Annotated in this window: 12 protein-coding genes; 7 read left to right on the plus strand and 5 right to left on the minus strand. The window is 72.3% G+C overall.

Annotation, left to right across the window (positions count from 1 at the left end; all coding sequences use genetic code 11):
- Positions 1-253 precede the first annotated feature (253 nt).
- Complete coding sequence (locus tag ACWGJY_RS32365; RefSeq protein WP_453264437.1) at positions 254-877, plus strand: histidine phosphatase family protein; 624 nt, start codon at positions 254-256, stop codon at positions 875-877.
- A gap of 64 nt (positions 878-941) precedes the next feature.
- Here the strand turns inward: ACWGJY_RS32365 and ACWGJY_RS32370 are convergent, their stop codons facing one another.
- Entirely contained in the window at positions 942-1,715 is a 774-nt protein-coding gene (locus ACWGJY_RS32370; protein ID WP_453264438.1) for a PaaX family transcriptional regulator C-terminal domain-containing protein, read from the minus strand.
- A gap of 79 nt (positions 1,716-1,794) precedes the next feature.
- On the opposite strand from ACWGJY_RS32370, the gene ACWGJY_RS32375 reads away from it, so the two are divergent.
- From ACWGJY_RS32375 to ACWGJY_RS32395, 5 genes are all read left to right on the plus strand, one after another.
- Complete coding sequence (locus tag ACWGJY_RS32375; RefSeq protein WP_453264439.1) at positions 1,795-3,465, plus strand: acyl-CoA dehydrogenase family protein; 1,671 nt, start codon at positions 1,795-1,797, stop codon at positions 3,463-3,465.
- Positions 3,465-4,232, plus strand: coding sequence for a crotonase/enoyl-CoA hydratase family protein (locus ACWGJY_RS32380; RefSeq protein WP_453264440.1), 768 nt, complete (start codon positions 3,465-3,467; stop codon positions 4,230-4,232). The genes ACWGJY_RS32375 and ACWGJY_RS32380 overlap by 1 nt, the downstream gene beginning before the upstream one ends.
- Positions 4,233-4,417: 185 nt before the next feature.
- Positions 4,418-4,927, plus strand: coding sequence for a DUF1990 family protein (locus ACWGJY_RS32385; protein WP_453264441.1), 510 nt, complete (start codon positions 4,418-4,420; stop codon positions 4,925-4,927).
- A gap of 226 nt (positions 4,928-5,153) precedes the next feature.
- Positions 5,154-6,377 (plus strand): metallophosphoesterase, encoded by a 1,224-nt coding sequence (locus ACWGJY_RS32390; RefSeq protein WP_453264442.1) that lies wholly within the window; start codon positions 5,154-5,156, stop codon positions 6,375-6,377.
- A 352-nt stretch (positions 6,378-6,729) separates the two neighbouring features.
- A complete protein-coding gene (locus tag ACWGJY_RS32395) occupies positions 6,730-8,874 on the plus strand; it encodes a SpoIIE family protein phosphatase (RefSeq protein WP_453264443.1) in 2,145 nt (714 codons plus the stop codon).
- 259 nt (positions 8,875-9,133) lie between these two features.
- On the opposite strand, the gene ACWGJY_RS32400 is transcribed toward ACWGJY_RS32395, so the two are convergent.
- Entirely contained in the window at positions 9,134-10,531 is a 1,398-nt protein-coding gene (locus ACWGJY_RS32400) for an NADP-dependent succinic semialdehyde dehydrogenase (RefSeq protein ID WP_453264444.1), read from the minus strand.
- Between the two features lie 528 nt (positions 10,532-11,059).
- On the opposite strand from ACWGJY_RS32400, the gene ACWGJY_RS32405 reads away from it, so the two are divergent.
- Positions 11,060-11,446, plus strand: a complete 387-nt coding sequence (locus ACWGJY_RS32405; protein WP_453264445.1) for a VOC family protein — start codon at positions 11,060-11,062, stop codon at positions 11,444-11,446.
- A 263-nt stretch (positions 11,447-11,709) separates the two neighbouring features.
- On the opposite strand, the gene ACWGJY_RS32410 is transcribed toward ACWGJY_RS32405, so the two are convergent.
- The 3 genes from ACWGJY_RS32410 to ACWGJY_RS32420 form a co-directional block, all read right to left on the minus strand.
- The gene (locus tag ACWGJY_RS32410) at positions 11,710-12,984 is read right to left on the minus strand and encodes an MFS transporter (RefSeq protein ID WP_453264446.1); all 1,275 of its coding nucleotides are present in this window, start codon (positions 12,982-12,984) and stop codon (positions 11,710-11,712) included.
- 147 nt (positions 12,985-13,131) lie between these two features.
- Positions 13,132-13,359, minus strand: coding sequence for a hypothetical protein (locus ACWGJY_RS32415; RefSeq protein WP_453264447.1), 228 nt, complete (start codon positions 13,357-13,359; stop codon positions 13,132-13,134).
- 40 nt (positions 13,360-13,399) lie between these two features.
- A complete protein-coding gene (locus ACWGJY_RS32420) occupies positions 13,400-14,797 on the minus strand; it encodes a glutamine synthetase (protein WP_453264448.1) in 1,398 nt (465 codons plus the stop codon).
- Positions 14,798-14,807 lie beyond the last annotated feature (10 nt).

Raw genomic sequence — 14,807 nt, forward strand, 5'->3', positions numbered from 1 at the left:
GTTGCCTGCGCGTCACACCCAGCTTCCTACCGGGTTCCGTCCCCATGCGGGGACGGAACCCGAAGGTTGATCACAACCACACACAGGCCCTAGTGGCTCGGCTCGGATAGTTGACCTTGTAATCGGCCTCGGCTCCGTTGCGTGTCACCCTCACCGATCATCGACCGCAGCGGCGTGGGGAACCAGGCCCCGAGAAGATGACGTCATCCCGGGACTACGCAAGATCGTGATGAGCTTCAAAGGAGTCCGGCAGATGACGGGAATAGCCACCCGGTACCTCTACCTCGTCCGGCATGGCGAGGCGGTTCCGGACGAAAGCGGGCTTTCGGAGAATGGCCGTCGGCAGGCAGCCCTGCTCGGCCAACGCTTACGCGACAGCCCTATCTCGGTCGTGCACCATGGCCCGCTCCCCAGGGCAGCGCAGACTGCAGGCCTGATCGGCGAGCAATTGACCGAAGTCCCCCTGCAGGTCTCCGATATCGCCGGGGACTATGTTCCGCACCTGCCGGAACGGGACGAACTGCCACCTGACTGCGCCGACTTCCTCCTGCGTTTCCTCGACCAGTTCACCGCCGAGGAACGCGAACGCGGTCCGGTACTGGCGCGTCAGGCCCTGGATCAGTTCACCGGCCCGGTGAGCGGCGAGAAAGAACGACACGAGCTCGTCGTCACGCACAATTTCCTGGTCGGCTGGCTGGTGCGCCATGCCACGGACGCCCCCAAGTGGCGCTGGCTCGGCCTCAACCAGGGCAACGCCGCCCTGACAGTCATCCGCTATGCGCCCGGCAGGCCGTCATCGGTCCTCTTCTACAACGACATGCGGCATCTGCCTGCCGAATTGCGCTGGACCGGATTTCCTCCCGGACTGCAGGTGTGAGCCTTTCCATCGCAATCGGCTACGCAGCCCTGTCCGGGTAGCGGATCCAACTGACCCGCCCTCCCTACCCGGCCAGGTACTGCCGCAGCAGATCTCGTAGCTCGGTCTCGAATGCGGCGTAGTCCCGGCGGAGTTGGCTGCCGGGCCAGTCCTCGGGGAGCAGTTCGGCGGGCAGCAGCGGGTCGGAGAGGAGGTGGCGCAGGGCCGCGGCCGCGACCGTGAAGCGGTCGGCGGGGGTGGTGGCGCGGGCCAGCGCGGACGTCAGGGCGCGGGCTCGGCATGCCCAGCCGGACAGGTCCCACAGCCGGGCGGCGAGGGCGGCCGGGTCGCCGTCCGGGGAGCCGGTGAGCCAGGTGCACTGCGCGGTGACGACGGCGGGCCGGACCCGGTCGAGGTTGGCGGGGCGCAGCCAGCTGCCCTCGCGGAGTTCGGCCAGCCGCAGCGCCGCCATGGCCTGGCGCAACGCGGTGCGCTCGGCGGCGGGACGGCGTTCCGCGGTGGCGACGACGGCGATCTCCCAGTCTCCGCTCCAGGGCCGGGTCCTGGGTGAGCGGCTTTCGTCCTGCCGGGCCTGGCGCGCCAGCAGACGGGCGGTGAGGGCGTACGAGCCGTCGGTCTGCCGCAGGTCGTCGGCGGCCACCATGCGGGAGAGCGCGGCCCGGACGGTGCCCTCGGCGATACCGAACAGCTCACCGACCCGCACCAGGGCACGCGCCGGCAGCCGCGGCGGGTGATGGCCGAGCAGAGTGCTCAGCACGATGGAGCGGGCGGTGAGCGGCCGTGGCACGAGGGCGGCGGCTTCGGTCTCGTCGGAGGTGCCGGTGACGTCGTCGTTCATATGTGCACGAAATTCTAGCGATGCCGACGTGGGGCATTACAGCCTTCCCACGGCTGTTCCAGTTCTGTAACGTCGATGTATGACCGTCACCCATGAAGTCGTGAATCAGGCACCGCCGCTGACCGGGTTCAGTACGGCGGACGAGCCGGCCCTGCTGGAGGCGCTGCGCCGGGACGGCGCCGAGTGGGGCACCCGGGAAGTGTCCGAGCTCGGCGCGCTGGCCGGTTCCGCGGCGGTGCAGGAACAGGCGCGCCGGGCGGAGGAACAGCCGCCCCGGCTGCACACCCACGACCGCTTCGGACACCGCATCGACGAGGTCGACTTCCACCCGGCGTGGCATCAGCTGATGACCGTCGCGGTGGAGCACGGACTGCACGCCGCGCCCTGGGCGGACGACCGCGCCGGGGCGCATCTGGTGCGTGCCGCGAAGTTCTACGTCTGGTCGCAGGCCGAGGCCGGGCACGGCTGCCCGGTCTCGATGACGTACGCCGCCGTCCCCGCGCTGCGCGCCGCACCGGAACTCGCCGCGCAGTACGAGCCGCTGCTCACCGCCCGCAGCTACGACTTCGGGCTGCGGGCGCCGCTGACCAAGTCGGGCCTGATCGCGGGCATGTCGATGACGGAGAAGCAGGGCGGCTCCGACGTACGGGCCAACACCACCACCGCGGTCCCGGCCGGCGACGGCACCTACCGCCTCACCGGCCACAAGTGGTTCACCTCGGCGCCGATGAGCGATGTGTTCCTGGCGCTGGCGCAGACCGCGGAGGGGCTCGGCTGTTTCCTGGTGCCGAGGGTGCTGCCGGACGGCACACGCAACGGCATGCGGCTGATGCGGCTCAAGGACAAGCTGGGCAACCGCTCCAACGCCTCCTCCGAGATCGAGTACGACGAGGCGGTGGGCTGGCCGGTCGGCGAGCCGGGCCGGGGGGTGCGGACCATCGTCGAGATGGTGAACATGACCCGGCTGGACTGTGTGCTGGGGTCGGCGGCCGGGATGCGGGCGGGACTGCGGCAGGCGCTGCACCACACCGCGCACCGGCAGGCCTTCGGACGGGAGTTGGACCGCCAGCCGCTGATGCGCTCGGTGCTCGCCGATCTGGCGGTCGAGTCCGAGGCGGCGACGCTCCTGGGGATGCGGCTGGCGACGGCGGTGGACCGGTCGCAGGCCGGGGACGCCGGCGAGGCGGCACTGCGCCGGCTGGCACTGGCGGCGGGAAAGTACTGGGTGTGCAAGCGGGGCAGCACCCATGCGGCGGAGGCGCTGGAGTGCCTGGGCGGCAACGGCTACGTCGAGGATTCCGGTATGCCGCGGCTCTACCGGGAGGCGCCGCTGCTGTCCATCTGGGAGGGCTCGGGCAATGTCGCCGCGCTCGATGTGCTGCGGGCACTGGGCAAGGAGCCGGCCGCCCTGGACGCGTTCTTCGCGGAGGTGGAGACCGCGGCGGGTGCCGACCGCCGGCTGGACGCGGCGGTGGCCGGGATCCGCAAGTTGCTCGGCGGGCTCGCCGACCCGGAGCGGGCGCAGCTGATGGCGCGGTCGCTGGCGGAGCGGATGGCGCTGGTGCTGCAGGGCTCCCTGCTGGTGCGGTACAGCCACCCGGCCCTGGCCGACGCGTTCTGCGCCTCGCGGCTCGACGGGGAGTGGGGCAACGCCTTCGGCACCCTGCCGGCCGGCGCCGACCTGGCCTCGATCCTGGAGCGCGCCCGGCCGGGGACGGCCGACGTGGGTGCGGCCGGGGGCGGGGTCTGATGTCCGTACGGGTGGAGCGCGCCGGGCCGGTGACGACGGTGGTGCTGTCCCGGCCGGCGTCCCGCAATGCCGTGGACGGTGCGACGGCCGGACAACTGGCCGCCGCCTTCCGGGAGTTCGACGAGGACGACGGCGCACGGGTGGCGGTGTTGTGGGGCGAGGGCGGGACGTTCTGCTCGGGCGCCGACCTCAAGGCGATCGGCACCGAGCGCGGCAACCGGGTGGCGCCGGACGGGGACGGGCCGATGGGGCCGACGCGGATGCGGCTCGGCAAGCCGGTGATCGCGGCGGTCGCCGGTCATGCGGTGGCCGGCGGTCTGGAGCTGGCGCTGTGGTGCGACCTCCGGGTGGCGGAGGAGGACGCTGTCTTCGGGGTGTTCTGCCGGCGCTGGGGCGTGCCGCTGATCGACGGGGGTACGGTCCGGCTGCCGCGGCTGATCGGCGCGGGCCGGGCGATGGACCTGGTGCTGACGGGGCGTCCGGTCCCGGCCGCGGAGGCGCTGGACATCGGTCTCGTCCATCGCGTGGTGCCGACCGGGACGGCGCGTGCGGAGGCGGAGCTGCTGGCGGCGGAGATCGCCCGTTTCCCGCAGGCGTGTCTGCGCAGCGACCGCGCCTGTCTGCTGGACCAGGAGGGCCGGGACGAAGCGTCGGCGATGGCGGAGGAGTTCCGCTACGGGCAGTCGGTGCTGGCCGAATCGGGGGAGGGTGCGGCACGGTTTGCCGCGGGGGCGGGGCGGCACGGGGCGCCGGACGGCAGCCCGTAGGTGCCGGACCGGAACCCGGGAGGCCGCCGCCCGGCCTCGGCGAGGGCCGGGGCATCCGGTGGGAACACCACGCGCGGACGATCGTTTCGTTGGTGAGCTTCATTGATCACCTGCGGATCCACGCGTACCGTCCCTCTCCCCCGGGCCATCCGCCCGGCCCGCCCGGCCCCAAGGAGCCGCCCCCCATGAGCGATCTCAACTACCCCGAGCAGGGCGGCACTCGGCGCACCCCGCTGCCGCCCGGCTATCACCATCTCCACGAGGAGCTGCCGATCGGCCACGGGCGGGCGGTGCTGACCGCGGCGGGCGAGGCGATCACCACCTTCCGGATGCACCGCGCGGCAGGCACCCGGGTCCGGGCCGACGCCCCGCGCGCCGCGCCGGGTGTGGGCGTCGAGGTGTCGCTGGGCCTCGGCCCGCTGCGGCTGCGGGCGCCGTGCACCGTGGTGTGGACAGTGGCCGAGGAGGACCGCATCGGCTTCGGATACGGGGCCCGGAAGGGACATCCCGAGTGCGGCGAGGAGGCGTTCGTCGCCGAGCTGCGCGCCGATGGCTCGGTGTGGTTCACCGTGACCGCCTTCAGCCGTCCCGCCCATACGGTCACCCGCCTCGCCGGACCGCTGGTCCCCGTCTTCCAGCGTCAGTACGTCCGCCATCTCGGCCGGACGCTCCGCCGCCTCACACACCTCCGATAATTTGCGCCGGAAGAACGGTCCGCCCCGGATCCCGGGGCGGGGCGGCAGCGGGGCTGCCCGAGACAGGCTCTCACCGCGTGGTCCGGCGATCCGCTCACCCCCTGATGACCCCTGAAACACGCTTTGTTACCGACGCGTAGCAATGCGGCTCACGACCGCCATATGTCCACCCCGGCTTCATCATTTCGTCACCATCACCTCTGCTGATCGTGAAAGAAAACCAGGCATGTGTGAAGAAGAACTGATCCCGCCGCAGGCGGACATGACCGAGCAGGAGTGGCTGCGGGCCGGATCGGCGGCGACGGCCGGGGGGCCGTCGATGCGTACGACGGGGCGGGTTCCGCAGTGGGTGAACCGGCGGACGCTGCTCGGTGGCGCGATGGCCGGCGCGGCGCTCGCGGTGCTGCCCTCGCCGGCCCAGTCGCCCGCCTCCGCCGCGCCCCGTCCCGGGGCCCCGGGAGCCTTCCCGTTCCCCGAACACCCCGACGGCAGGGGCGAGTTCGCCGTCCTGGTCACCGGCGATGCGGGGACGGGCGACGAGGCGCAGTATGCGGTGGCGGCCGCCGCGCGCGATATCTGCGCGGCCGAGGGCGTCGGCCTTGCCGTGGGGCTCGGCGACAACATCTACGAGAACGGGCCGGAGTCCGCCCATGACTCGGAGTTCCAGGACAAGTTCGAGAAGCCGAACAGCGGTATCGATGTGCCATGGCTGATGGTGCTGGGCAATCACGACTGCTCGGGGCTGATCCCCGGCAGCGGCAGCGACCCGTCGCGCGGTGACCGCGAGGTCGCCTATGCGACCACCTCGCGACGCTGGTACATGCCGAGCCGCTACTACAGCGTGCCGCTGCCGGCCGCTGATCCGCTGGTGGAGTTCTTCGCGATCGACACCATTCCCTGGTCGTCGTACGTCGCCCAGCTCGACCCGTACTTCCGGTGGGACGGGCCGTACATGCGCGAGCAGCGGAGCTGGCTGGACGGTGCGCTGCGCGCCTCGCGGGCCCGCTGGAAGGTGGTGATCGGACACCACCCGTATCTCAACAACGGCAAGCACGGCAGCGCCGGTTCCTATGACGGTTTCGAGATCGGGAACTACACCAGTGGCGTCCATCTGAAGGACATGTACGAGAAGGTGGTGTGCGGACGGGCCGATCTGATCCTGTCCGGTCACGACCACACCCTGCAGATCCTGGAGCCGACGGCCCGTACGGGCGGCACCCGGCAGGTGGTGTGCGGTGCGTCGGCCAAGACAGAGGACGGCAAGGCGCACTTCGGCAATCCGGCGGCCTGGCAGAACTTCTCCGACCACGGGTTCATGGTGCTGAAGGTGTCCGGCGCACGGCTGACCATCGATGCGTACACCGTCGATGTGGCAACGCGGAAGGCCACCCTGCGGCACCGCGCCCAGCAGACCCGGCCGGTCGCGGCGCCGGCGCGGGCGCACGCCTGACGGCGGGGGAGTTACCGGGACGACGCAACTCCCGGCCCGTGTTCCCCGTCCGGCCGCGCACCCTCCGCCGGGGGTGCGCAGGACGGGCAGCACGGTGCCTCCGTCGGCTCCTTCACCCGTCCTCCGCACCCCCGGACGGCATCCGGCGCACCGGAAATGCGGGTTTTCCGGCCCGCGCCTAGGGTGATCGCATGGCCGCGTTCCGGTGGATATCGGCCCCGGTCAACGGCCCGCGACCGTGGGCACGAGGCAGGCTCGGCCCGGCGCCGCCGGCCGCCGCCCCGCTGCGCCGCCGCCGTCGGCGTACACCGGCGCATCCCCCGTGCCCCCGGGCCGCGAGGCGTGGCGCGCCATGACCGATGCGCCCGTCGGCCCCTTCGACGAGGACTACGGCCCCTGGGCCGACCGGGACCGGCGCCTCGTCGAGGAGGACACTCCCGGGGTGTCGCACCATGAGCCCATCGGACTGCGCGAGCGGCTCTCGCTCAACCGGATGGGCACCTTCGACTGGGATCTGGACCGCGGCTTCATGCACCTGGACCCCGGCGCCATGGACGTCTTCGACCTGTGCCCGGACGAGTACGACGGCGCGCCGACGTCCCTGGTCACCCGGGTGCCGCGGGAGGAGGGCCGACGGCTGGACCAGGCCCTCTCCCAGGCCCTGCTGGACGGCCACTCGTCCTACGGCGCCTACTTCCGGGTCCAGTGCCGCGACGGCACCCAGCGCTGGACGCACGCCCAGGGGCGGATTCTGCACACCGCGGACGGGGTGCCGTACCGGATCATCGGCATCGTCCGGGAGGCGACCAGCGAGCTGGCGGACTCCGCCCTGCTGCGCTCGCTGCAGCAGGAGCGGCAGCGGCAGACCGTGATGGTGCAGCAGACCACCGCCGCGCTGGCCCGCGCACTGTCCGTCAAGGACGTGACCCGGGTGCTCACGGGAGCCGGCGGCGCCCGGCGCTTCGGCGCGGACGGACTGGTCCTCGGCCTGGTCGAGAACGACCGCTTCGAGATCATCGCCACCGCCGGGCTGGCGGGCGAGGTGCCCGACGACATGAGGACCTCACGGCTGGACGACACCCTGCCGCTGGCCGACGCGGCGCGCTCGCGGCGGCCCGTCTTCCTCAGCACCCGCGGTGAGCTGATCGCCCGCTATCCGCGGCTGCGCCCGTATACCGAGGTGATGCCGACCGGCAGTGCCGCATTCCTGCCGCTGATCGCGCAGGACACCGTCATCGGGGCACTGGGGCTGTTCAACACCGAGCCGGCGGTGCAGTCGCCGGAGGCCAGGAACCTGGCGCTGGCGCTGGCCGGTGTCGTCGCGCAGTCCGTGCAGCGGGCGACCCTCTTCGACCAGGAGCGGGAGTTCGCGACGGGGCTGCAGGCCACGATGCTGCCGCGCCGGCTGCCGTCCATCGAGGGCGGCGCGATCACCGTCCGCTACCACCCGGCGAGCGTCGGGCGGGACATCGGGGGCGACTGGTACGACGTGATCGCGCTGCCCCAGGGACGGACCGGGCTGGTGGTGGGCGATGTACAGGGCCATGACACCCATGCGGCCGCCGTGATGGGCCAGCTGCGCATCGCGCTGCGCGCCTACGCCGGCGAGGGGCACTCACCGGAGACCGTGCTGGTACGGGCCTCGCGCTTTCTGGCGGAGCTGGACACCGAGCGGTTCGCGACCTGTACCTACATCCAGGCCGATTTGGAATCCGGGGCGCTGCACCTCGCACGGGCGGGCCATCTCGGCCCGCTGATCAGCGACAGCTCCCGGCACATCGACTGGCCCGAGGTCCGCGGTGGGCTGCCGCTCGGTCTGGCCACGCTCTTCGGGCACGACCACTTCCCGGAGACCCAGCTGTTCCTGGAGCCCGGGTCGACCCTGCTGCTGTGCACCGACGGCCTGGTCGAGCAGCCCGGCCAGGACATCGCGTCGGGCATCGACGCACTGTCCTCGGCGGTCCGTACCGGGCCCACGGAGCTGGAGGCGCTCGCCGACCGGCTCTCGGACCATCTGTGGGCGGACCCCGGTTCGGAGGACGATATGGCCCTCCTGCTGCTGCAACGGCTGCCCGGGTCCGGGGCCGCCACCACCCCGCGGCTGCGGCTGCACGTCCATCAGGCCGACCCGTCGGGCACCGCGGAGGTCCGCTCCGCGCTGCGCCGCACACTGGACCAGTGGCGGGCGGGCGCCGTCATGCACCACATCGAGGTCGCCGCCTCCGAGCTGATCGCCAACGCGCTGACCCACACCGAGAGCGGTGCCCTGGTCTCCATGGAGCTGCTGCCCGGTACCCCGCGCCGGATCCGGCTGGAGGTCGAGGACCGCTCCAGCCGGTGGCCGCGGCGCCGCAGCCCCGGCGAGACCGCCACCTCCGGCCGCGGGCTGATGCTGGTCGAGGCGCTGGCGGACGAATGGGGCGCCGAACCGCGCGGGGCGGGCAAGGCACTGTGGTGTGAGTTCGCGGTACCGGACGGGCAGCACACCGTGCACTGAACTCTCCGTCGTGCACTGAACTCTCCGTCGTTGCCATGACGGCACACGGGGCGCTGAACTCCCCGTCGCCGTCACGATGATGAGGAAGCGTCAACTCGGCGCAGGGCACGGGAAATGCATGTCGCGCCGCGGCGGCAAGTGGCCGAGCCGACCAACCTGGCCGTTGGCCGGCTCGACCTGACCGGAACGTACACCCTCGTGTCCACGACGGAAACCGCTCCGGCGCATGCGCCCGCAGGGGGCTCGTCCGGCGCCCGGTTCAGTCCTCCGGTCCGTACCAGAGCGTCGTCATATTGCAGAACTCGCGGATGCCGTGCCCGGAGAGCTCCCGTCCGTATCCGGAACGCCTGACCCCGCCGAAGGGGAGGCCCGGATGGGAGGCGGTCATCCCGTTGAAGAAGACCCCGCCGGCCTGCACATCGCGGGCGAGGCGCTCCTGTTCTCCCAGGTCCCGGGTCCAGGCGTTGGAACTGAGCCCGAACGGCGTGTCGTTGGCGAGCTGCACCGCCTCATCGAGGTCGGCGACACGGTAGAGCGTGGCAACCGGGCCGAACGCCTCCTCACGGTGGATACGCATCCCGGGGGTGATGCCGGCCAGCACCGTCGGCTCGTAGTACCAGCCCGCGGCCTGCCGGGGCGGTCGCCGGCCGCCGCACAGCGCGGTGGCGCCCTGGTGGACCGCGTCATCGACGAGTTCCTCCAGGTCGGAGCGGCCCTGTTCGCTGGAGAGCGGCCCGACGTCGGTGTGTTCGTCCATCGGGTCGCCGACGGTCAGCCCGGCCATGCGGTCGGTGAACCGCTCGGCGAAGGCGTCGTAGATGTCCTGGTGCACCAGGAACCGCTTGGCCGCGATGCACGACTGTCCGTTGTTCTGGACGCGCGCGGTGACCCCGACGCGGACCGCCTTGTCGAGGTCGGCGGAGGGCAGGACGATGAACGGGTCGCTGCCGCCGAGTTCGAGGATGGTCTTCTTGATCTCGTCGCCGGCCACGGACGCCACCGCGCGGCCGGCCGGCTCGCTGCCGGTGAGCGTGGCGGCGGCGACCCGCGGGTCGCGCAGGACGTCCTCGACGGCCCCGGACCCGATCAGCAGGGTCTGGAAACAGCCCTCGGAGAAACCGGCCCGGCGGAAGAGCTCCTCCAGGTACAGCGCGGTCTGCGGCACGTTCGAGGCGTGCTTGAGCAGCCCGGTGTTACCGGCCATCAGCGCGGGCGCGGCGAACCGTACGACCTGCCAGAGCGGGAAGTTCCAGGGCATCACCGCGAGGACGGTGCCGAGGGGGCGGTAGCGCACCACGGCGCGGATCGCGCCGGAGTCGCTGACGTCCGCGGGGTCGGGGTGCTCGTCGGCGAGCAGCGCCTCCGCGTGATGCGCGTACCAGCGCATGGTCTTGGCACACTTCGCGGCCTCCGCGCGGGCCTGGGCCAGCGGTTTTCCCATCTCGGTGGTCATGGTGCGGGCGACGCCGTCCTGGTCGGCATCGAGCAGATCGGCGGCCGCGAGCATCCGTTCCCTGCGGTGGCCGAAGCTGGTGCTGCGGTGCTCCTGGAAGGCCTGGTCCGCCCGGACCAGGTGGTCTTCGATCTCGCCCGCGTTGAGCGCGTCGAAGGTCTTCAGGGTCTCGCCGGTGGCCGGGTTGACCGTGGCGATCGCCATGATCAGCACCTCCTTGGTGGTGCGGGGCGGGTACCCGCGGTATACGGGCGAAGGGTCCGGGCGGCTCCTAGGAGAGCGGCGACGGAGCCGGGGACGGCTCCGGGACCGGGTCGGGATCGGGTCCGGGCGGACGGGGTATCGGCGACGGTTCCGGCGGGATGGGGTCCGGTTGCCCAGGCGGGCCCGGGGGGCCGGGAAGCGGGTCCGGGACAGGCGGGGGGCCTCCCGGATCCGGGGGCGTGGGCTGCGGATCGCGGTCGGGCGAGCGCTCACTGCGCGTATGCGGTTGCCGCTGCACTGCTGGCCTCCAGACTGAGACGGCTAGTGGCACATGAGCCCCCGTACCCGAGTTTCGCCCGTCCATGGCCCCGGCGCGAGGCGGATTGCCGCGGACGTGTTGCGCACGGTCGCGGGGCGGCGTAAGAGACTGCCCGTCGCAGCAGGCGGGCGGATGCGGTGATCACACTGCTGAAGTGCTCCCCATGACCAGGACCGGATCTGTCCTGGTCATGTCCTAGCGTCCGGGCCATGAACACGGAAAACATCTCCGCACCCGCCTTCCGCTACTCGGCCGTCACCTTCGACTGCCCGGACCCCGCCGAACTGGCCCGCTTCTACGGAGAGGTCCTCGGCCTGCCCGTCGTCTTCGCCACCGACCATTTCGTCCTGCTCGGCCAGGAGGGCTCGGCCGGACTGGGATTCAACCGGTTGGCCGACTACCGCCGTCCCAGCTGGCCGGACCCGTCCCAGGAAAAGCAGGCGCACATCGAACTGGGCGTCGATGACCTGGATGCCGCCCAGGCCCGGCTGCTCGCGCTGGGGGCCGCCGAGCCCGAATTCCAGCCGGACCCCGAGCGGTGGCGGGTCCTGCTGGACCCCGCCGGCCACCCGTTCTGCCTCTCCACCCTGGTCTGAGCCCGAGCCGCAAACCCACGACGACGATCACGCCCCGGGCAGGGGCGGCGCACTCGCGCTGTCCCACCGGGGTCGCGGAGAGGTTGCACGGCCTCCTGAGGTCAGCCGGCGGATCTGATCAGACAGCTCCTGGCGCTCCGGTCACGACCGGAATCCGGTTCCGGTCACGACCGGGGCCGGACGTTCGACAGCGTTGCGCTTCCTGTTACCCCTGAGGCCGCTCACCTCTTACCGCCCTGAGCCTGCGGGTCCCTCATACCGCCCTAAGCCTGCGGGTCCCGCGCGTCGTAGCGGGCGAAGGCGCGGCGGCCGATGGCCAGGCCGGCCACCACCAGGACGCAGGCCAGGCCGCCGCCGGTCACCGCGGTGGCCGGGGAGGTCAGATCGGCCACCGATCCGGCGAGGAAGTCGCCCAGCCGCGGCCCGCCGGCGACCACCACGATGAAGACGCCCTGGAGGCGGCCGCGCATCGCGTCCGGCGTCGCGGCCTGCAGCATGGTGCTGCGGAACACCATCGAGACGGTGTCCGCGCAGCCGGCCACGGCCAGGAAGAACAGACCCAGCCACAGCTGCCGGGAGAGTCCGAAGCAGGCGATGGCGGCGCCCCAGGCGGCCACCGCGATCAGGATCGCCAGGCCGTGCCGGCGGATCCCACCGAGCCAGCCGGAGAACAGCCCGCCCAGTACGGCGCCCACGGCGGGCGCGGCGACCAGCAGGCCCACGGTCTTGGCGTCCCCGGCGAACCAGAGCACCGCCACCGCGGGGAACAGTGCGCGCGGCTGGGCGAGCACCATCGCCGCCAGGTCCGAGAAGAACGTCATCCGCAGATTCGGGCGGGTGGCGAGAAAGCGCAGGCCGTCCAGTACGGAGGCCCGGCGCCGCGGCCCCTCCCCCTGCTCGGGCCGCATGGACGGCAGCCGCCACATCGCGTACAACGAGCCGCTGAAGGCGAGCACATCGATCAGATACGCGGCCTGGTAGCCCCACAGGCCGACGATGACACCGCCCAGCATCGGGCCGCCCATCAGACCGAGGTTGCTGGTCAGGGAGTTGAGGGCGTTGGCGGCAGGCAGCTGTTCGGTGGGCAGCAGCCGCGGGATCATCGACGTACGGGCCGGTGAGTTCATGGCGAAGCAGACGGCCTGGCAGGCGACGACGGTGTAGAGGAGCCAGACCTCGTGGTATCCGGCGAGCGCGGCGGTGGCCAGCGTGACGGACATCGCGGTCGCGCCCACGGCGCTGCCAAGGCCCAGTTTGCGGCGGTCGACGGTGTCGGCGATGGCACCGCCGTACAGCCCGAAGACGACCAGCGGGACCAGTGAGCACAGGCCCACCAGGCCGACCGCGAAGGTGGAGCGGGTCAGGGCGTAGACCTGCAGGGAGACCGCGAGGGCGGTCATCTGCTGGCCCATCCAGGAGATGGTGTTGCCGCACCACAGACGACGGTAGTCCGGGGAGACGCGCAGCGGGGTCAGATCGGCGAATATCCGGGAACGCGGGGGTATTCCGCTCTTCTCAGAGGTCGTTGTAGGGGCCACGCGGCGCAGTAAAGCATGCTGCGGGGGCGCGGCGGGCGGCAGGGCGGGAAGAGGCGCTCCCGGTGGTCGCCCCTTACCCGCGGGGGAGGCTTCGGTCCGCTCGGCGCGTCCGGCCACGGCGGGCCCGCCCGTTGCCCGCAGACGGGTTCAGTTGCCCGAAAGGCGGTACACCCGGCGGGCGTTGTCCGCGGCGATCAACGCGCCGACCCGCCGGGCGTCCTCGGCCGACCAGGCCCCGGACGTCGTCCGGTCGCCGGGGACGGCCGCCGGCGCGGTCCGGAACAACGCGCCGCCGACGACGTACAGCTCCGGAAGGCCAGAGGCATCGGTGGAGAAAGGGCCATAGGCGTCGGTGGAGAAAAGGAGTCTGCCCAAGGGCGTGCCCCGGGGCCGCTTCCTGGGACGTCCGCGGGCTTCACCAGCGCCAGCGGGTGGCGGCGGCGAGCGCGTCGTCCTCGCTCTCGGCGAAGTGGGCCTCCTCCGCGCGCCGGACGGCGAGCACCGCGCCGTGCAGCACCTCGCCCATCGCGTCGTACAGCGGGGCCGACTTCTCCAGCCGGTCGGCCGCCTCGCCGAGGGTGGCAGGCAGCCGGACGATGCCGCGCCGGGCGCGCTCGCGGACGCCGAGCACGCCCGGGTCGCCGGCCTGTGGTTCCGGCAGCTGTGTGACGGACTCGATGCCGTGCAGTCCGGCGGCGATGACCGCGCCGACCGCGAGGTACGGGTTGGCGGCGGCGTCGAAGGTCTTGACCTCGGCATGGCCGCCGTCCGGGTCGTCGGGGGCGCCGGTGATCAGACGCAGCGCCGCCTCCCGGTTCTCCACGCCCCAGCACTGGTAGACGCCGGCCCAGTGGGAGGGCTGCAGCCGCAGATAGCTGGCGGGTGAGGGACAGCCGATGGCGAGCAGCGCGGGCAGGGCGCCGAGGATGCCGCCGAGGAAGGCCGCCGCGTCCGGTGCCAGGCCCCATGAGGCGTCGGGGGTGCGGTGCAGGCTCGTGCCCTCGCGGTACAGGCCGAGATGGAGGTGGCAGCCGTTGCCGACCTGCCCGGCGACGACCGACGGGGCGAAGGAGGCGCGCAGTCCGTGCCGGACGGAGACGGCACGGATGGTCTCGCGGACCAGCACCACGTCGTCGGCGGCCCGGACCGGGTCGCCCGGGGCGGTGGTGACCTCGAACTGGCCCGGGGCGTATTCGGGGTGGAGCTGGAGGACGTCGATGCCCTGGACGCTCAGCGCCTCGGTGACATCGCGGAGGTAGTCGGAGAGTTCGACGACACGCGTCATGCCGTACGCGGGGCCTGCGCAGGGATAGTCGAGCACCTCGTCCGCGTCGGCGGCGGCCGGGTGCCCCGCCGGGGCGCGGGCGACGACCCACTCGGTTTCGAAGCCCATCCGCAGCTCCAGGCCGGCCGCGGCGGCCCGCTCCGTCATCCGCCGGGCGAACTGCCGCTGGCAGGCGGGGTGCGGCCGGCCGAGCTGGTCGTAGCGGTCGGCCGGGGCCCAGGCCCAGCCGGGCTGTGCGGCGAGCGTGGTGACGCGGTCCAGGTCGGGGAAGAGCCGCAGGTCGCCGTCGGGCCCGCCGAGGTGTCCGGACGCGGTAATGGCGTCGTCGGAGGTGAACACGTCGAAGACGGGCGACATCCCGACCCCGCGTTCGGCCGCGGCGGCGAGCCGTTCGGCCGGGACGGTCTTGACACGGGCGATACCCGCATTGTCCACCCAGGTCAGCGCCACATTACGGACGCCTTCCGCCGACAGGCGTGCCGCCAACTGGCGGGCTTCCTGGCGCTGTTCCGCAGCCCGCGATCCCATAGAGCCGTCC

The organism is Streptomyces sp. NPDC054765 (assembly GCF_053612065.1).

What these genes read in the sequence shown, in the direction of transcription:
- ACWGJY_RS32365 (WP_453264437.1), top strand. Translation starts at nt 254, where the DNA reads ATGACGGGAATAGCCACCCGGTACCTCTACCTCGTCCGGCATGGCGAG.
- ACWGJY_RS32370 (WP_453264438.1), bottom strand. Translation starts at nt 1,715, where the DNA reads ATGAACGACGACGTCACCGGCACCTCCGACGAGACCGAAGCCGCCGCC.
- ACWGJY_RS32375 (WP_453264439.1), top strand. Translation starts at nt 1,795, where the DNA reads ATGACCGTCACCCATGAAGTCGTGAATCAGGCACCGCCGCTGACCGGG.
- ACWGJY_RS32380 (WP_453264440.1), top strand. Translation starts at nt 3,465, where the DNA reads ATGTCCGTACGGGTGGAGCGCGCCGGGCCGGTGACGACGGTGGTGCTG.
- ACWGJY_RS32385 (WP_453264441.1), top strand. Translation starts at nt 4,418, where the DNA reads ATGAGCGATCTCAACTACCCCGAGCAGGGCGGCACTCGGCGCACCCCG.
- ACWGJY_RS32390 (WP_453264442.1), top strand. Translation starts at nt 5,154, where the DNA reads ATGTGTGAAGAAGAACTGATCCCGCCGCAGGCGGACATGACCGAGCAG.
- ACWGJY_RS32395 (WP_453264443.1), top strand. Translation starts at nt 6,730, where the DNA reads ATGACCGATGCGCCCGTCGGCCCCTTCGACGAGGACTACGGCCCCTGG.
- ACWGJY_RS32400 (WP_453264444.1), bottom strand. Translation starts at nt 10,531, where the DNA reads ATGGCGATCGCCACGGTCAACCCGGCCACCGGCGAGACCCTGAAGACC.
- ACWGJY_RS32405 (WP_453264445.1), top strand. Translation starts at nt 11,060, where the DNA reads ATGAACACGGAAAACATCTCCGCACCCGCCTTCCGCTACTCGGCCGTC.
- ACWGJY_RS32420 (WP_453264448.1), bottom strand. Translation starts at nt 14,797, where the DNA reads ATGGGATCGCGGGCTGCGGAACAGCGCCAGGAAGCCCGCCAGTTGGCG.